At 67.0% G+C, this 16,509-nt stretch carries 16 protein-coding genes and 2 pseudogenes; 7 read left to right on the top strand and 11 right to left on the bottom strand.

The genetic code is table 11. The features are described 5' to 3' along the window. Positions 1 to 10 precede the first annotated feature (10 nt). Genes QQY66_RS37580 through QQY66_RS37570 form a run of 3 tightly spaced genes read left to right on the top strand, consistent with a single transcriptional unit; the run spans position 11 to position 6,515 of the window. Positions 11 to 1,132 (top strand): hypothetical protein, encoded by a 1,122-nt coding sequence (locus QQY66_RS37580; protein WP_301984802.1) that lies wholly within the window; start codon positions 11 to 13, stop codon positions 1,130 to 1,132. Continuing rightward, positions 1,129 to 5,124 carry a type VII secretion protein EccCa gene (gene eccCa, locus QQY66_RS37575; RefSeq protein WP_301984801.1) on the top strand — a complete coding sequence of 1,332 codons (3,996 nt, stop codon included), beginning with the start codon at positions 1,129 to 1,131 and terminating at the stop codon, positions 5,122 to 5,124. Before QQY66_RS37580 ends, eccCa begins: the two co-directional genes overlap by 4 nt. Further along, entirely contained in the window at positions 5,121 to 6,515 is a 1,395-nt protein-coding gene (locus QQY66_RS37570; RefSeq protein ID WP_301984800.1) for a DUF6177 family protein, read from the top strand. Before eccCa ends, QQY66_RS37570 begins: the two co-directional genes overlap by 4 nt. Positions 6,516 to 6,578: 63 nt before the next feature. On the opposite strand, the pseudogene QQY66_RS37565 reads toward QQY66_RS37570, so the two are convergent. After that, positions 6,579 to 6,855 (bottom strand): annotated as a pseudogene (locus tag QQY66_RS37565) (histidinol phosphatase); the annotation flags it as partial. 83 nt (positions 6,856 to 6,938) lie between these two features. Here QQY66_RS37565 and QQY66_RS37560 point away from each other — a divergent pair. Then, entirely contained in the window at positions 6,939 to 7,232 is a 294-nt protein-coding gene (locus tag QQY66_RS37560; RefSeq protein ID WP_301984799.1) for a hypothetical protein, read from the top strand. A gap of 197 nt (positions 7,233 to 7,429) precedes the next feature. Next, positions 7,430 to 7,621: a hypothetical protein gene (locus tag QQY66_RS37555; protein ID WP_301984798.1), complete on the top strand. Its 192-nt coding sequence runs from the start codon at positions 7,430 to 7,432 to the stop codon at positions 7,619 to 7,621. Between the two features lie 905 nt (positions 7,622 to 8,526). Here the strand turns inward: QQY66_RS37555 and QQY66_RS37550 are convergent. From QQY66_RS37550 to QQY66_RS37530, 5 genes are all read right to left on the bottom strand, one after another. Next, the gene (locus QQY66_RS37550; RefSeq protein ID WP_301984797.1) at positions 8,527 to 8,748 is read right to left on the bottom strand and encodes a hypothetical protein; all 222 of its coding nucleotides are present in this window, start codon (positions 8,746 to 8,748) and stop codon (positions 8,527 to 8,529) included. Continuing rightward, positions 8,745 to 8,948: a hypothetical protein gene (locus QQY66_RS37545; protein WP_301984796.1), complete on the bottom strand. Its 204-nt coding sequence runs from the start codon at positions 8,946 to 8,948 to the stop codon at positions 8,745 to 8,747. The genes QQY66_RS37550 and QQY66_RS37545 overlap by 4 nt, the downstream gene beginning before the upstream one ends. Positions 8,949 to 9,038: 90 nt before the next feature. Next, a complete protein-coding gene (locus QQY66_RS37540) occupies positions 9,039 to 9,887 on the bottom strand; it encodes a helix-turn-helix transcriptional regulator (RefSeq protein WP_301984795.1) in 849 nt (282 codons plus the stop codon). 11 nt (positions 9,888 to 9,898) lie between these two features. Then, positions 9,899 to 10,414 carry a DUF6879 family protein gene (locus QQY66_RS37535; RefSeq protein ID WP_301984794.1) on the bottom strand — a complete coding sequence of 172 codons (516 nt, stop codon included), beginning with the start codon at positions 10,412 to 10,414 and terminating at the stop codon, positions 9,899 to 9,901. Further along, positions 10,411 to 10,659, bottom strand: a complete 249-nt coding sequence (locus QQY66_RS37530) for a hypothetical protein (protein WP_301984793.1) — start codon at positions 10,657 to 10,659, stop codon at positions 10,411 to 10,413. The genes QQY66_RS37535 and QQY66_RS37530 overlap by 4 nt, the downstream gene beginning before the upstream one ends. Positions 10,660 to 10,854: 195 nt before the next feature. On the opposite strand from QQY66_RS37530, the gene QQY66_RS37525 reads away from it, so the two are divergent. Further along, the gene (locus tag QQY66_RS37525) at positions 10,855 to 11,526 is read left to right on the top strand and encodes a hypothetical protein (protein WP_301984792.1); all 672 of its coding nucleotides are present in this window, start codon (positions 10,855 to 10,857) and stop codon (positions 11,524 to 11,526) included. A 730-nt stretch (positions 11,527 to 12,256) separates the two neighbouring features. On the opposite strand, the gene QQY66_RS37520 is transcribed toward QQY66_RS37525, so the two are convergent. Beyond that, positions 12,257 to 13,183: a hypothetical protein gene (locus tag QQY66_RS37520; RefSeq protein WP_301984791.1), complete on the bottom strand. Its 927-nt coding sequence runs from the start codon at positions 13,181 to 13,183 to the stop codon at positions 12,257 to 12,259. A 172-nt stretch (positions 13,184 to 13,355) separates the two neighbouring features. On the opposite strand from QQY66_RS37520, the pseudogene QQY66_RS37515 reads away from it, so the two are divergent. Then, positions 13,356 to 13,564 (top strand): annotated as a pseudogene (locus QQY66_RS37515) (hypothetical protein). A 170-nt stretch (positions 13,565 to 13,734) separates the two neighbouring features. On the opposite strand, the gene QQY66_RS37510 reads toward QQY66_RS37515, so the two are convergent. Genes QQY66_RS37510 through QQY66_RS37495 form a run of 4 tightly spaced genes read right to left on the bottom strand, consistent with a single transcriptional unit; the run spans position 13,735 to position 16,170 of the window. After that, positions 13,735 to 14,778, bottom strand: a complete 1,044-nt coding sequence (locus QQY66_RS37510; protein WP_301984790.1) for an AAA family ATPase — start codon at positions 14,776 to 14,778, stop codon at positions 13,735 to 13,737. Continuing rightward, positions 14,775 to 15,581 carry a bifunctional DNA primase/polymerase gene (locus QQY66_RS37505; protein ID WP_301984789.1) on the bottom strand — a complete coding sequence of 269 codons (807 nt, stop codon included), beginning with the start codon at positions 15,579 to 15,581 and terminating at the stop codon, positions 14,775 to 14,777. The genes QQY66_RS37510 and QQY66_RS37505 overlap by 4 nt, the downstream gene beginning before the upstream one ends. Further along, a complete protein-coding gene (locus tag QQY66_RS37500; RefSeq protein ID WP_301984788.1) occupies positions 15,578 to 15,895 on the bottom strand; it encodes a hypothetical protein in 318 nt (105 codons plus the stop codon). The genes QQY66_RS37505 and QQY66_RS37500 overlap by 4 nt, the downstream gene beginning before the upstream one ends. Next, positions 15,892 to 16,170, bottom strand: coding sequence for a hypothetical protein (locus tag QQY66_RS37495; protein WP_301984787.1), 279 nt, complete (start codon positions 16,168 to 16,170; stop codon positions 15,892 to 15,894). The genes QQY66_RS37500 and QQY66_RS37495 overlap by 4 nt, the downstream gene beginning before the upstream one ends. Positions 16,171 to 16,509: the final 339 nt, after the last annotated feature.

The raw sequence follows: 16,509 nt of genomic DNA, 5'->3' as shown, positions 1-16,509 counted from the left end.
GGTGATCGGCATGGCAGAGGGGGCAGACTGGCAGCGCGACGTGCTGCAAGAGCTGGCCGACGGTGCCCCGCGCCCGGTGGCCCCTGCTGTGCCCGGGCCGACAGTGCAGGCTGCCACCGAGCCAGTTCAGCCGCCCTCCCGGTCTGCCTCCGAGCCGCCCCCGCCATCGCCCCCGGCTCCTCGCCGGGCACATGACCCTCGCGTCTCCGCTCCGACCCCCGAGTCCCTCCCCACCATCGACCCCCGGCTCGCCCACGCCCTGGGCAGCCCGCAGCACGGCGACTCGGTCGCGCGCCGGGCCGGAGCCTCCCTGCGCAGGCTCACCGCCTCCGCCACCGAGGAAGTCTCCGAGCAGATCCGCTTCGCCCAAGAGTTGCAGCAGCCCGTCACCACCGGACGGGTCATCGCCGTCACCTCGATCCGCGGCGGCGTCGGCAAGTCCACGGTCACCGCGCTGCTCGGCCGCACGTTCAACCACTACCGGCACGACCCGGTACTCACCCTGGAGGCCGACGCGGCCCTGGGCACGCTCCCGGTGCGCATGGGCGCGGACACGGTGCGCTGGTCCTGCGCCGACCTCGCCCGAATCCTCACGCCCTCGATGCAACTCACCGACGTCACCGGCTACTTGGTACCCGTGACGGACGGCGGCTGGCTGCTGCCCGCGGGCCAGGGCCGCGTGGGCGCCCCCTTGGACATGCGCACCTACATGACGGTGACGCTGGCTCTTCGGCGGTACTTCGCGGTGACGGTGGTGGACTGCGAGACGCTGCCCGGCGAGGTGGCCCGTACGGCGATGGACACCGCCCACGCCCGGGTGGTCGTCGCCCCGATGACCGCCGAGGGCATCCACGGCACCCGGCAGGTCCTGGACTGGCTGGCGCAACTTCCGCACTCCGCCCTGGCCACCACCGTGGTCGCCCTCAGCGCGAGCACGCCTGACGCCACCCTCGACGCCAAGGCCGCCGCTGCGCACCTGCGCGAGCCCGGTGTGCCTGTCGTCCTGCTTCCCTACGACCGTCATCTCGCCCAAGGAGGCCCCATCCACACCGCCATGCTGGGCCGGAGTACCCGTGACGCGGCCGTTCGTCTGGCGGCCGAGGTGATGCAGCAGGCGGTGAGGGTGCGATGACGCAGCAAGTGGTCCACCGGCCTGCCCGCAGCACCCGCCCCCTCGCCCCCGCCTCGCCCCGGACCATCGAGGCGCCCCCGAACCTCCCGGAGGGCAAGCTCGGAGGCGCGGCCACCGCACTGCTGCCCATGGCCGGGGTCGTCAGCTCCGTCGTGCTGATGACGGTCATCCGCAACAGCCAGTTCGCCGCGATCGGGGCGATCGTGCTGCTCGTCGCCCTGCTCGGGGCGGTGGCGCTGTTCCTGTCCCAGCGCGGCAAGGCCCAGCGCACCCGACGCGTCCAGCGCGAGCGGTATCTGGAGTACCTGGAGGAACTGCGTGAGGAGCTGGGAGCTGGCGAGCGGGGCCGGCGGCGAGCGGCGCGCGAGCTGAACCCGCCGCCCGAGGCCCTCTACGACCTCGTCAGGGATCCGGCACGGCTGTGGGAGCGCCGCCGTCCGGACGCCGACTTCCTCTCGGTGCGGGCGGGCACCGGTGACGTACCGGCGCAGGAGCTAGACATCGCGCAGAACAGCACCGGCGGTGTCCTCACCCCGCCGGACCCGTTCATGCTGAACGAGGCACGCGCCCTGCAGAGCCGTTTCGGCACCGCCACGGACTTCCCGCTCACCGTGCCGCTCGACAGGGCCGGGAATGTCAGCATCGTCGGCGACCGCGAAGGCGTCCTCCGGGTCGCCCGCGCCCTCCTGTTGCAGACCGCCGTGACACACGCTCCCGACGACGTCGCCGTCGCCCTCGGCACCACCGACGAGTCCGCCTGGACGTGGGCCAAGTGGCTGCCGCACGCGCTCGATCCACAGATATACGACGGCCCGGTGGCCGCCCGCAGGATCGCCCCCGGCCTGGCGGAGTTGGCCCGGCTGTGCGCCGGCGACCTGCGGCAGCGCGCCGGGTACGCGGCCGAGGTGCGCCGCGGACTGTCCGGCAGGGGCAAGGACGCTCTACGCCTGATGTCCCGCATGCTCGTGATCAACGACTCATACGGTGAAACCGCGGCCGAACTCCCTCGCCCGGACTCGGCGATCGGCTTGCCGGAGATGGGGGTCACCGTGCTGTACCTGCTTCAGCAGCAGGTACACGAGCCCGACCAGGTGAGCGTGCGCATCACCGTGGACGGCGACCGGATCACCGTGGACGACCTGCGTGGAAACGTCTCCCAGGGCACAGTGGATGCGGTGAGCTCGCCGGGTGCGGAGGGCATCGCCCGCATGCTGGCCCCGCTGCGCCTGTCTGCCGAGTCGGTGGCCGAGGGTACCCCAGTGTCAGGGCCGGTCGACTTCCCGGCCCTGCTGGGCATCGACGACCCGGCCCACCTGGATCTGCACCGTCTGTGGGCACCCCGCGGCGAGCGGGACTTCCTGCGCGTCCCGATCGGCCTGACCGACCGGCACGAGCCGGTGCTGCTGGACCTGAAGGAGTCCTCCCAGCTTGGCATGGGACCTCACGGTCTATGCGTGGGCGCCACGGGCTCGGGCAAGAGCGAACTGCTGCGCACCCTCGTGCTCGCGCTCGCCGCCGCCCACTCCCCGGAAGACCTGGCCCTCGTCCTGGTCGACTACAAGGGCGGCGCCACCTTCGCCCCCTTCGCCGAACTTCCACACGTGGCCGGGGTGATCACCAACCTGGAGAACCAGGCCGGGCTCGTCGAACGCGTCCACACCAGCCTGGCCGGCGAGGTCAAACGTCGCCAGCAGGTACTCAAGGACGCCGGGAACGTCGCCGACATCGGCCACTACGCCACCCTGCGCGCCACGCAGCGCCCCGACTTGGACCCGTTGCCGCATCTGTTCGTCGTCATCGACGAGTTCGGCGAACTGATCACCGCCAAGCCGGACTTCATCGACCTGTTCCTGTCCATCGGGCGCATCGGGCGCTCCATCGGCGTTCATCTGCTGCTGTCCAGTCAGCGCATCGAGGGCGGCAAGCTCAAAGGGCTGGACACCTACCTGTCGTACCGACTTGGCCTGCGCACCTTCTCCGCCGACGAGTCGCGCACGGTCCTCGACACCACCGACGCGTTCCATCTGCCGCCGCTGCCGGGCTTCGGCTTCCTCAAGGTCGACACGTCCACGTACGAGCGCTTCAAGGCTGGTTACGTCTCCGGCGCCTATCAGGGCCCCGCCCTGCGGAAGGAGCGTGACGACGAGTCCCTCGCCCGGCCCTACCCGACGTTCAACACTTCCCATCGGCAAGACAGCGAGGTCGTTGAGGAGCCCGTCGCTACTCAGAGAGAGACCGGGCCGACCGTCCTGTCCGTCATGGTCGACCAACTCACCACGGCTGCACCACCGGTACGACGCATCTGGCTGCCCCCGCTGCCTGACGCCACCACCCTGGACGTGGCCGCCGGCCCTCTCCAGGCCGACACGGACGGTGTACGCCTCGCCCACGCAGGCGGCCCGATGCGCGCCCCGCTCGGGATCCTCGACGACCCGGCCCGGCAGTGGCAGCAGCCGTGGCTCCTGGATCTGACTGTCTCCGGCGGGCACGCGGCCATTATCGGTGGCCCGCAGTCCGGCAAGACCACGCTCCTGCGCACCCTCGCCCTCTCCCTGGCCCTGACCCACACGCCCTACGACGTCGCCGTGTACGGCCTCGACCTGGCCGGCGGCGGCCTGTCCGCTCTCTCCGGGCTCCCGCATGTCGGGGGCATCGCCTCACGCGCCGACCACCAGCGCGCCGCCCGCACGGTCGCCGAGGTGTGCACCATGCTGGGCGAGCGCGAGGAGTTGTTCCGCGAGCTTGGTATCGACTCCGTCGACCAGCTGCGCCACCTCCGCGCACAGCGCAAGCTGCCTCAGCTCGGCGCCACGGATGTGGTGCTCCTCATCGACGGGTTCGGGGCGTTGCGCGACGAGTTCGCCGATCTCGACGACCCGGTGGCCGACCTGCTCAAGCGCGGCGGCGGCTACGGCATCCACGTCGTGGCCGGCATGCTGCGCTGGAATGACGTCCGCATCGCCACCCAGTCGATGTTCGGCACCCGCATCGAGCTGCGCCTGAACGATCCGGCCGACTCCTCCGTCGACCGTAAGCTGTCCGAGACCCTCACCCCGGACGTGCCCGGCCGGGTGCTGACCGACGGCAAACTGTTCGCCCAGGTGGCCCTGCCCCGCATCGACAGCCGCCCGGCGACAGGCGACCTGGGCCCGGCCCTCGAACGCACGGTCCGCACGATCCGCGCCTCCTGGCATGGCGAACTCGCCCCACCTGTACGGGTGCTGCCCACCCGCCTGCCCGTTGCCAAGCTGCCCTCGCCGACTGCCGAACCGGCGAAGATCCCCCTTGGCGTCGACCAGGACACCCTTTCCCCTGTCCTTCTCGACCTGTTCGCCACCGACCAGCACCTGCTGATCCTCGGCGACAACGAGTGCGGCAAGACCAACCTGCTGAAGCTGATCGCGAGCCAGCTCGTACAGCGCCACTCGGACAAGGAACTCGTCTTCGGCGTCTTCGACCCGCGCCGCGGCCTGCGCGGTGTGATCCCGGAGCCCTACCGCGGCGGTTACGTCCACAACGCCAAGCTCGCCGCAGCCTTGTCCACCGGCATCGCCACCGAGCTGGAAAAGCGCCTGCCGGAGACGACGGACCCCGACGCGCCGGAAACCGGCGAGCCCGCCTTCACCGGACCGCGGATCGTCATCCTCATCGACGACTACGACATCCTCACCACCGCCGGCCAGCAGCCCCTGGCGCCCTTCCTGCCGTACATCTCCTCCGCCCAGGACATCGGCCTGCACTTCGTCCTCGCCCGCCGCACCGCAGGCTCCTCCCGCGCACTGTACGAGCCTCTGCTGACCGCTCTACGCGAAACCGGCACCACCGCGCTCCTCATGACCGGCGACCGCACCGAAGGCCAGCTCTTCCCCGGCCTGTACGCCTCCCAGCAGCCGCCCGGCCGGGGCACACTCGTGCGCCGAGGACGCCCCCACCAGCTCATCCAGACAGCCCTCACCAGCGAAGCCGACGAAAGCGCCGAAGAAGCCCTGTGACCAAGGACGTCATCGCCCTCACCCCCAAGATGCCGGACCTGCGCACCCTGCTCGCGGGCCTCTACGCCGGCGGCCCCGACCTCGGCGTGAACACCCTGGCCGACGGCGCCGTCATCCAGCTCTGCGCCCCCGACGGCCGCCCCCTCGTCTCTGTGGAGGCGCCGATCCTGGTCCAGGTCCCCGGCGAGACCGCCCGCCTGCTGGACCACCCGGTCGACGGGCCGGTGTGGTGGACCGAGGCCCGCGCCTCCACCGCCGTCGCCGAGGCCGGTCGGCTCGCCGGCTCCTTCGCCGGACGACTGGCCACCGTGCTCGGCGGAACGGTCTGGCCGCCCGAGGCCGCCACCACCGACGTCGTCCCCCTCACTACCGACGTCTCGGCGCTCCCGGTTCCCGCCACCGACGCCCCCGCCGTAGACGTCCTCACCGCCACGACGGCCGTAGTGATCCAGGACCGCCCCCTGGTCGCCATGGCCAGCTGGCTGGCCGATGCCCTGCGCACCGCGACCACCGCCGACCGCGCCCTGCAGATCGTCACCCCGCCCACCACGCGCCTCACCCTGCCCACCCGCACAGCCCTGCAGGGCCTGCCCAACCGCTGGGTCGTCCAGGACCCCGAGCACGGCTACTACGACGGCCTGTCCGGGGCCGTACTCCATTGGAAGAACGGCAGCTTCACACCCGTACACGACGAGCAGGGCACCCCCCGGGTCGCCGCGGCCTTCACCCCCACTCCCGACACCGGTGACCGCCAGCTGCTCCTCACCCTGCGCACTCGCCACCTCGCCGACAAGGACCTCGTCCTCGGCCGCGCATTGGAGACCGCCTTCCAGCACCTCACCGGCGCCCCACCCGCGGGATGGAGCACTGCCGAACCGGTCAACCTCCCCTGGTCCAACCGGGAGTTGACCGACTTGGCCCGCTCACGCGCCCCCCACCCCACCTGGTTCATCGCCGTCGGGTCCCCCAACCGACCCGCCCTCGCCACCGCGCGCGTGCTCCGCACACCGGCGGGCGTCGAGGAGAACGTCACCCTTGCGCTCGGCTACGCCAAGGGCGAGGCACCGCCCCTGGCCGCGATCGAAGAACTCGCTGCCGAACTCGACGCCCAGCACGGCCTCGTCACCCTGCTCACCGCTCTCCGCACGGCCCGCCGCGATTTGACCGTCCCCCCGCGCCTCGAACACCCGCCGATCCCCGTAGCGTTCACGCTCGGACACGACGAGGCCGAGCGCATCGGCCCGGCCCGCGCCGAGCACCCGCCCCAGGGCACGCCCGTGCAGCTCGGCCTCACGGCTCAAACTGCTCTCCACTACCCCCTGGGTGACGGAACCGACCCTCAGGCCTGGACCACGTTCCAGCACCTCACCCGCCACCTGAATCAGGCGTGACCGCCAGCCCCATGCTCTGGGTGGCGGAAGTCAGGCGCCGCGATCATGTCACCGGCTGTGGAGCAGCTTGGAGTGCACCAACACCACTATGACGTCGAGCCGCTCCGGCTCCTGGTCGAGCGAACCGTCGCCGATGATGTCGCACTCGATTCCGGTGAGCAGTCGGAACGGAGCCCGGGTCGCGTTCAGCTCCGTCACGCAACCGCTCGGCCGACAGTCCGAGGGCGAGGGTGAGGCGCGGCAAGCGGTCGGTCAGCACCGCCCACTCGTGCCCGAGGCCTGCGCCGAGGCCCTGCCCATCTCCTCGAGTCGGGTTGCCTCCGTCCGGCCAGTCGGAGTTTGAGATCACAGATTCACCCACAGGATAACTCGATACCTAACAGGTCACACTGGACCTGTAGACCCCGCAAAGAAGTGATCAACATGGGCCATCTCGCAGACCGTGGCACCTGGGTTGCCTCCGAAGACGGAGACCCCTTCGAGGTCGACGCTGTGTGGGCGTGCCGCGAAAGCCTTGGCGTCGACAGGGGGCCGTGGGTCCTGGAGAAAGCTCCGGTGATCTCCGTGGCCGGCGTTCTCTCGGATGCCTCCCCCGATGACGCCCGCAGGCTTGCCCGGCTGCTGCTGGAGGCGGCCGACGAAGGTGAGCGGCGCTGGGCGGCGGCGGTCTCCGCGCGCGAGCACCCGGACTGGTTCACGCCCTTCACGAGCCAGTGATCATCGACGCGAGCCTCGGCCCGGCATCGGCGTCCGGGCCGGGGCTCAGCCATGCCGCGTCCGCGCACCATGCCCAGATCCCCTCCGTTGTTCAAGCAAGGGCTGGAGATCGGCAGGGTTCAGGGCCATCGCGAGGGCTTCGAGCAGGGGCAAAGCGTCACACTGGAGGTACAGCACCCGCGAAGAAGTGATTCAACATGGCCAGCGACGACGAAGAACTCGCGTTCGCAGAGATTGATCCCGAGCTGGCGCAGATCCTCGCCGAGATCCGCCAGTACTGCCAGACCATGCCGCCTGAGGACGCTCTCGATCTGATCGATAAGTGCAGGATGGTCGTGGCCGTCTGCCGCGACCTCCGGCGGCTGGACGGCGGCGCGGCCTATCAATGACGGGGCCAGCATTCACGTGCAATCAATGCCAGCTGCGCCACTGCACAAACAAGTTGAGGTTTCGACGAATGACCTCGTCCCAGTCTGATCGCCGAGGCCGAGCACCGAGGCCATGAAGCATGATCAGAAACTGCTCGAAAGCGATCCGCCCTGATGGCAGGTGATCCTTCTTGCACAGCAGACCATCTCGGCTAAGTTCCGCCGTACCCAGATGAAGATGGGGATCACGTCCTGCTGGACTCGGCGTGTCAGGATGCCAGTGAAACGAAATGACCTCGCTACCCTGCCGACGCAAGGCATGTGAGTACTTCTTCATCTCTACCTTGTACTGCCTACTCTTTGGCATCTCAGGGAAATCTCTTGCTTGATCCACTACCGTGAACCGCATCTTTCCCTCAACGCCCGCGCCTTCAAGCCCGTCAGGCCGCACCGGACTGCCCCAGTTCAGCAAGGCTACGTAATCGCCGCCGACTTTCTCTTGGTCTGGGCTCTTGCATGACCAGCAAACAGGGAACATGCAAAGCGTGGATTCATTCAATGGAACGAGAAACGCTTCAACGGCCTCCTTTGGAGTCCTACCGGGCATCGTGTGCGCGCACGAGGGGGATAAGCATGGCTACCTCCTGCGCTCGTATGTCCTCCTTCGGGGTGTTCGCATACCGACCTGCGTCCCAATCCTTCAGGAAGATATCCCCTGACACACCAAGATTCCGTTGAGCAACCTCGTCAAAGATCTTGGAAGCCTGCTCGTGGCTGATCTCTTCGGGGGTGAACTCTCCAGAGCGTGTCCGTACCATCGCCCACTCCTGTCGTTCCTTGACTCGCTCACCTCACACCAGTATGTGATCGATCCCCGAAAGAAGCTACTGCTTCAGGTGCCACCGCCGCTCAGGGCCCTCAGAGCCCTACTCGGCACGCTCAACCAGGGCGAACGACGTGCAGATGCGTCGGAAGCCACCGTGCCCGGTCATGCCCGTGTGCCGCATGCACTCGACGTCAACGGCTGCGTCGTCGGTGGAGGGTGTTGCCTGCCACTCGCACTTCAGGCACTCGGCCTCGAACGTCACGTCCGTGTCCGGGTGCTGCGTGATCCTGTGTCGCACGTAGCGCAGGATCGAGCGAGTCACCGTCGCCCCCTCGTGCGGTGCGGGTGGTTGCGGATCTCCACGTCAGCGTCGGTCGCAGCCGACAGGTCACCTCTGTCGCGCGCTTCCTGCCTCTGCTGGACCAGCGCGGTGCACACGTCGCAGTTCGACACCGGTTCCGGGGGTGCGATGGGAAGCGGCAGCTCAACGGGTGGACTGGGGTAGGTCTTGGACACGGTCATGGCGGGACCCCTTGGCGTCGTCTCGATGACGCCAACGCTAGGAACCCATGCACCCCAACTCCCAGCCGATTGCACGTGATTGCAAGGCGATTACCTCACCGAGTCCATAGCGGCCCTGATCAGGGCGTGAGCCTTCGCGCCGTCCACCGCGTTGTCGGCCAGTTCGGTGAACGTGTCGGCGTACACGGCGACTTCGCGGGGCTGCGTGATAGTCAGGTAACCGGAGGCCAGTTCGACGTTGACCTGAGCCGTGTCGTAGATCCAGAACCCTTCCACCGGCATCCGTGAGCGGCCAAGTCGCGTGCGTACCACGCCCAGACTGACGTTGGGCAGGGCGGCGACCGTCAGCAGATGCTCAAGCTGCTCGCGCTGAGTGTCCACATCGCCCGGCGCGTTGCCCAGCACGGCCTCCTCGATCAGGAACGCGAAACGGCGGTACCCCTCGTACAGCACGCGCTGACGCTCCATGCGCGCGGCCACGGCGTCGGCCACATCGTCGATCTCGACACGCCGCCGCTGGACGGCCCGCAGTACGTCCTCCGTGTAGCCGTACGTCTGGATCAGTCCGGGAACGAGGCCCGGCGAGTATGCCCGGAACCAACGTGTCCGCTCGTACAGCGGCAGACGGGCTTCCTGCGCCCTTCGGAGCCCGGCACGCTCCATCCGGCGCCACTCCACCCACATGCCCTCTACGGCCCGCAGAGACGCGATCAGATCCTCTGTCTGGTCGTCCGCGTCACACGCACGGCACCACGCCCGGATGTCGTCGGCGGTCGGTGAGGTCTTCGCGGTGGAGATCCGCGACACCTTGGACGGATGCCACCCGCACACCTCGGCGAGCCGCTTGCCGTCCAGCCCGGCGTCCTTGCAGATCTCCCGGAGGCGATCGGCAAGGACTTGCCGGGCGGCCTGAACGCTTGATGATCCTGATACGGGCATGGCGCGACCGGTCAGACCGGCTTGTACTCCTCGTGAGGCGTGGCCCGTTCCCAGACCGTCTCGAACGCGGTCCTGACCATGTCCACGACGGCCGGCTCGGTGCACCATTCGCGGTCGACCACCTCCCCGATTCCGGAGAAGTAGGTGAACAGCACCGAGGAGTTGTCGAAGGCCCACAGGTCGGTTCCGGGGAGCGGGATGTCCGCCGCCTTGCGCCGGGGCAGCCAGCGGACCAACTCGCCCGCCGTGACGTTCGGGAACGTCACGTCGAACTCGTACTTGATATAGGGCGTCACCGGTTCACTGACGATCCGGGCACGCCTCATCACGACGCCGCGTGCCGTCGTCTCGGCCACCACGTCCAGGAACGGACGCCACCACGTCGACCGGTCGGCAGCGGGGTCCAGGCGTTTGCCGTTCTGCCACGCGATGAACTCAGGGTCGCTGGGCTGGTAGGCGTCCCGGAGTTCGAGGTGCACGGCCGAGTGCCTGGCCTTGGCCAGCCCCTCAAGCACGGGGTTTGTCACGGGCGTTGTTCCTCCGGGCGCGGGATGTACTGCAACATAACCTTGGGCAGCCTGACGACCGTCTCGTGGTCCGGCACGTCTGTGGAGTGGCCGGGAATGGATCCGATCTCCTGGCACGCCTTCACTTCTTCCTCCGTGGCCCTGTACGACTGGATCAGCAGGTCTCCCGTGTCGTCGTCCAGCCAGATCGTGGGCGAATCGGTGTCGGGCGTGTTCGGGATGATCCCCAGGAACCGTAGCCGCATGCCATCTCCGTCCGTCGATGCGATTGCGCTCGATTGCACGACTCTCACCCTCGCGATGGAGGGCGTCAAGAGGGCCGGTGTGCAGGCCATTTGGCGGCGTAAGAGCAGCGATGGGCACTGGCTCCTGAGCCTGTTGTTGCGCAGATGTAGCTCAAACGGGATGCCAAGGCCCGTGCCGCTGTGAAGACTCGGCGCATGTCGCTACCTGTCATCGCGATCGCGGTCGCCGCTGCCAGCGCCCTTTTCACGGCCTGCAACATGCTTGTCACGCTTGCTACGTACCGGCGCGGGGGACCCCGGCTCAAAGTGCGAGTGACCAGACGCCCCTACAAGCTCTATGACGCGTACCTGGCCGGGAATGAGACCAAGTGGCGCATGTCATATCACGTCCACGTGGTCAACCGCAGTTCAGCCAGCATAGAGGTGGAGAAAGTTCAGGTAATCCCACACCTGACACGGCTGACAATTATTCCTTACAACCCCATCTTGCGAAGCCTTATAAACAGGGAACTCCTAAACTACCCGGAACTGGACTCCTGGACGGGTATAGAGTTCCTGGAAGGAGGGGATAGAAAGAAGATTGAACCGTTCGGCGGGGCGCGATGGATCCTCCAGGACAAACTGAGCGCCATGGCCACAACATGGATCGAAAAAGGGTTGCCCGATTTCCTCTTTTCGGTGGCCACCTCCTTGCAACTTCGGGTAACACTCACCAACGGCAGAGAGATCTACAGTCACCCCATTTCCCTCCGGAAACTCGCGAAAGAGAATGACCGCGTCTCCCAAGACGTGGCCGAGTTCGCAAATAAACAGGCCACCATTCCGGGACAACTCTCCTTTGACGACCTCGCCCAGGCAGAGGACTGATCTCGCCGAACCCTCCGACCTGCGCATTTACAGCATAAAAAGCGTAGAGAGGGATACGGAAGAGGTCCGGTCCGCCGCCGCGCCGAATAGTCACATGCGCACCCCACCCCCCGGCATGGATGGCATTCCACCAGGAACAGCAAGGGCAGGATGGGGTCGGCGAGAGGAAATTTCCTTTAAATTATTTTTTCTTTTTTGATTTTTTCTTTATTTGTTTATTGTGTTGCTGTGGGCATGTTTGCGTATGTGGATGTGGTGCATACACATAAGGATATAGGGGGTCGCACCCTATGGGGAGGGGTGGGGTATCGGCCTATCCCTTCCAGACAGAGCGCGTACTTCCCCCTCAAGCCGCCCGCAATTCACTGTGCGGCTAGGCGGGGAGTGTGCCGAAGTGGCGGAGATGCGCCTCCGTCGACCCGCGTATTTAGTACCCACGGCCTCTACGCTGCAGCCACAGCCCCACACACATTTCCCATTGCAGTCGCCTTGGTATTCCCCGCCCATATCCAGAATTGCGAAGGGCCTGGTATTTTCTGGTCACGGCCCCGTTCATTCAATGGTAACGGGGGAGTGGCATGCTAACGAAGTTATCGGCTCGCTGGTGACCCCGCACCTTTCCCGACCTCGACTGGTCTTTTCCCGCAACTCGAAAAGCTGGCTCGCCAGGCCCATCTGACAGTGGAGAGGTTGCGACCAGGAGAAGCCGGGAACCTTCCACGTGAGATGTTCAGCTGGTCTCGCCGGACTTCAGCTCCTCCGGAGAGAGGGTGGGTCCGTGGGTGACGGACATCGTGGTCACCATGGCGGGGGTATTGGCCTTCCGCAGAGCAGCCATCTCGTCGGGACCGCTCACCTCGAACGTGCACAGGGAGCAGGCGAAGCCGTTCGCGCTGTAGTGCGTGTCCGTGGCTGTCTGGTGCGTCGGCTCGAACGTGAGGATGCCCCGACTGCCGCAGGCGGGACAGTCGCCGCCTGAGGTCTTGAGGATGGGAACGCCGCCCGTCCTGATCTCTACCGTCTCGATCCACTCCGAGAGGCGAGACTGCGGCACCGTCAGTGCCCGTTCCTTGGCTCCTGGCGGGAGGCCCTTGAAGCGGTCCTCGAAGAGGTGCCGGGCCTGCCTGATCCGAACCTCGACATCACGTTGGACCTCGCCCCGGTGCTTGTCGATGGCCACGTACACGGCGCTCGACCACCGTCCCCAGAACTGGTCGAACGAGATACCGACGTCCCTCAACAGGATGGCGACGGCCTCGGCCAGCGTGGGCAGGAGTGCCTTTGCCTGGTCACCGACTGTCGTGTGTGCAGTGCCGTTACGCAACTCAATCAGCAGGTCGAGCTTAGGGTCGAGCGGCAGCACGCCCATGCGTCGGAGTCGCTTGAGAGCCTCATTGGCGCCAACGGTACGGACCCTCTCTCCGTCCATTTCCAGGTCGCCACCGAAGTACAGCAGCATGTCGGAGTTGCCGTTGCGCATCTCGACCAAGTACAGCGGATTCTTCTTGACCAGTGCCGCCTTAGCGAGCCGCTCGACGGCTACACCGGCGTGCAGGGCGAACTCGTCGTACTCGCCGCGCCCGTGGTCCTCCATGGCCTTGTACGCGGCCTTCCCGGCGCCGCTGAGGAAACTCTCGAACGAGAGCGAATCGTCCATGATGGGACGTTAGCCGCTCCGCCCTACAGGTGCGATCAGATTCTTAAGGTTCGGCCGCTGCCAAGCTCTCGAGCTCCCCGCCTGTTCCGGAAACTCGAATCCCTTGCCTCAGCAGTACCCTCGCCGGAACGATCAAACGAGACAGGCAGCAACCACGGCAAGGGGAACGCTCGTGCAGGTGACCATGCTTGCGACGACCTGCGACAAGCGGACTGCCCGACCATCTACCAGACGGACCGAGGCACAATCCTGGTGCAGGGTGAGACCCCGACCGACCATGGACTAAACATGCAGGCTCACGCGACCCTCGTCGAGATCCAGTCGCCGTCGTCCGACCAGTCGGCGACGGGGATGGATTTAATGTCGCCGTCGATCTTGTAGAAGGCGTCGTATTGGATAGTTACGGGGATCATTGATCTTTCCTTTTCGTGTCAAGATCAGGAACGAAGCCAGGTGTCGCCGTCGGCGAAGTCGTCGGGCGTCGTTCCCAAGTCCCAGTCCCACCCCCTAAGAGGGGGGTGGTGGGAGAGACTCTGGAATCTGGGACGGGACTAGGTAGGACTACTGGGACTCGGTAGCATCTCCTGCCCTTTTGGCAGGGCGTAGACGGGCCGCTTCTGGGTGCCGATGTTCTGGACGAGACCCTTCCTGAGCAGTGCATTCAGTGCCCGGTAGAAGGTCGATTTCTTCAGCCCGCTCTCCTCCAGCAGCTTCGTGCCCGTCGCACTGGTAGTCCCAAAGCAGTCCCGCAGAGTGTGCAGAACCGTCTCTTCTGACTCTGTGTTAGTTCCCCCGCCTCGAGACTCCAGGACGAGCGACTCACCGACCGGCTTGGTCCGCAGCAGAACGGGCTCGAAGTCGGGCACGTCCTTCTGCTTCTCCGACACCAGCTCGATGTACATGCTGTCCTTCGACACCTTGATCACAGTGGTGGCCGCGCCGTCGAGAGCGGACGCTCCCCGCAGGTTTTCGCCGGACCGTCCCGAGTGGTGGACGAGCAACACGCAAGCACCAGTGGCCGTCCGGATCTGGTCAACCGCTGCCACGACATTGCTCATCGCGCCGTTGTCGTTCTCGTTCACGCCGATCGTGCAGCGAGCCTGTGTGTCGATGACAACGAGAACTGGCTGGATCTCCGTCAGCAGGAGCAGTAGCGCGCCCAGGTCGATCCCGTTGAGGAGTTGCACAGGCACCGGCAGGAAGAGTACGCCGGTTGTAATGCCGTGCTCCTCCTCCCACGCGCGCTTCCGCTTCCCCGTCCCGGAGATTCCCTCAGCGACCAGGAAGACGACGGGCCCGGTCTCCGTCGGGTGCCCCTGCCACGCCATGCCGCCGGCAGCGACGCAGCACGCCATGTCGAGGGCCGCGAACGACTTGCCCGACCCCGGCTTGCCGTACATCCAGGCGATCGAGTCCTGGTACAGCACCCCAGAGATCAGCGGCACGGGGTCGGGCCTCTGGTCCAGCTCGGCGCTGCCCAGCAGTTGCCCGCGCAGGTCAGCGAGGCGGGCCTGCGTGGGGTTTTCCGACGGTGGTGGCGCCCCCACATGCCCGACCTCGGATCCGCCGGTCGGGTCCCACAGCCTCTCGTTCATGCCGCCACCCCTCGGTACGCCGAGCGGAGGTGCCGTTCGATGTCAGCCTCCGTCCACGGCCCTCGCGAGCACGGCCACGACGACATCACCGGCCAGATCAGGTCACCGACTTTCTGCGGGCTCAGCCCCCCGTCCCTCATGGCCCGGACGACCCACGCAAGCGCCTGATCTTGGTTACCCGGCTGTACCCCGGCGAGCCACCCGAGGATGCCGCCCACGTCGCCCCGTCGGGGGCCAGTGAATGGAGTCGACGGGGTCATCGGCCTCGGTGCTGCCGGCGGCCTCAGCAGACCCACGAGCCATGCCGATGCGACGACCGGCGCCACGTCCACGAGAACGACGTAGGACATGGTGTGCGCCGGCTCGTCCACCCGCGACGGCGGCGCGACCACTTGCCCACCCTCGCCCCGTGTGTCGAGGCCGGGACCGAGCTTCTTGGCCGAGTTGCCGAGGTGGAAGTCGATGCCGTCGTACGTGAAGTAGTGGTGGACACCTCCAGAGCCGGTACCAATGGTGTAGGTCAGCGGCAGTTCGCTGTATTCGCGCTCCAGGGCGGCCAGTGTCGCCGACCCTTTGGCGTCGTCCTTGTCATCGATGTCGAGGACCCACAGGTTTGATGCACGGCCGGTCGCGATGCACACGTTGGCCGCAGGGTTCGCCGCCCACCACTGGACGCTGGTGTCGGTGTCGGTGGTGGCTAGGTCCGGCCAGCCCTTCATGGTCGGGTGCTTGCTGCCGGGCGGCGCCCAGATGACGCGCCAGCCGCGAGCGGTGTAAGTCAGGGCAGCTGTGAGGGCACTCAAGACGTACCCCCGTCTCCGTCGCAGAGGACAGCGCAGTCGTCGTCATGGACGAACGTTGCGATGACCACGCGCCCCGCCGTGGCCGCCGCACGCCGAGCTGCGCGGTTCGGCATCGCCATCCGGGCGCCGCAGCCGGGGCAGACGCCGGTGGTGTTCGCGGCCCGGCGGACGGCGAGGGCGTTCTTGAACGGGCCCGGTGCGTCATCAGGGATGACCGGCTGGACCACCAGTGCCCATTGGCCGCCGAGCCGGGTTACGGTGATGTCGTCGCTGTTGATGGGGCCCTTGCCACCGGGGCCCTGTCCCCTATTCACGCCGCCTCACCACCCCGGCGGGCAGCGGCCCTGGCAGCACGGGCCTTGGAACTAGCCAGGGCGAGCCGCTTGAAGTGGGCCTTGCGGGCGTGCTCGGCGCGGCGTGCGCGCTCTTCAGGGGCAAGGGTGCCCTCGGGGTCGACCAGGCGCTCAAAGCGCTTCTGGGCGGCCTCGCGGGCAGGTGCGGTGTGGACTACAGGGTCATCGCAGTTGGCCCACATCGCGTGGGCGGCGATCTGTGCGCGCAGACGGCGCTGCTCGGGAGTGAGAGACACGGGAGGTCCTCCGGGGCATGACTAACCTGCCCCTCGGTGGAGGAGCCTTGCCCCGGCGTACTTCGGCTCGCCGAGCAGACGGCACCCGGCCGTCGGAGGTCGGGCGCACCACCAACCATAGCTCAGCGCTTGTAGGACAAGTCCAGGACGAATGCCTGGCCCTCGTTTGCGCACTCCTGAGCTTGGGGTAGCAGCCGTTCGAGGGTGTCGTCCCGCAGCGGAGTGTTACTCGAACAACTTGGACACTGGTTGGTCACGGTCATGCGCCCAATGCCCTGGCCAATAACGACTCCCAGGACTCGGCCACCCCAGTCGCAGAGAACACCGCGTTCATCCCAA

Origin of the sequence: Streptomyces sp. DG2A-72 (assembly GCF_030499575.1) — a bacterium.
GTDB lineage: Bacteria > Actinomycetota > Actinomycetes > Streptomycetales > Streptomycetaceae > Streptomyces.
The sequence above is the reverse complement of the archived record's forward strand: the minus strand, read 5'-3'. Positions and strand labels throughout refer to the sequence as shown.

Bases quoted from the DNA above. Each gene is read 5' to 3' on its own strand.
- QQY66_RS37580 (WP_301984802.1), top strand. From the start codon at position 11: ATGGCAGAGGGGGCAGACTGGCAGCGCGACGTGCTGCAAGAGCTGGCC.
- eccCa (WP_301984801.1), top strand. From the start codon at position 1,129: ATGACGCAGCAAGTGGTCCACCGGCCTGCCCGCAGCACCCGCCCCCTC.
- QQY66_RS37560 (WP_301984799.1), top strand. From the start codon at position 6,939: ATGGGCCATCTCGCAGACCGTGGCACCTGGGTTGCCTCCGAAGACGGA.
- QQY66_RS37555 (WP_301984798.1), top strand. From the start codon at position 7,430: ATGGCCAGCGACGACGAAGAACTCGCGTTCGCAGAGATTGATCCCGAG.
- QQY66_RS37545 (WP_301984796.1), bottom strand. From the start codon at position 8,948: ATGACCGTGTCCAAGACCTACCCCAGTCCACCCGTTGAGCTGCCGCTT.
- QQY66_RS37540 (WP_301984795.1), bottom strand. From the start codon at position 9,887: ATGCCCGTATCAGGATCATCAAGCGTTCAGGCCGCCCGGCAAGTCCTT.
- QQY66_RS37530 (WP_301984793.1), bottom strand. From the start codon at position 10,659: ATGCGGCTACGGTTCCTGGGGATCATCCCGAACACGCCCGACACCGAT.
- QQY66_RS37525 (WP_301984792.1), top strand. From the start codon at position 10,855: ATGTCGCTACCTGTCATCGCGATCGCGGTCGCCGCTGCCAGCGCCCTT.
- QQY66_RS37520 (WP_301984791.1), bottom strand. From the start codon at position 13,183: ATGGACGATTCGCTCTCGTTCGAGAGTTTCCTCAGCGGCGCCGGGAAG.
- QQY66_RS37510 (WP_301984790.1), bottom strand. From the start codon at position 14,778: ATGAACGAGAGGCTGTGGGACCCGACCGGCGGATCCGAGGTCGGGCAT.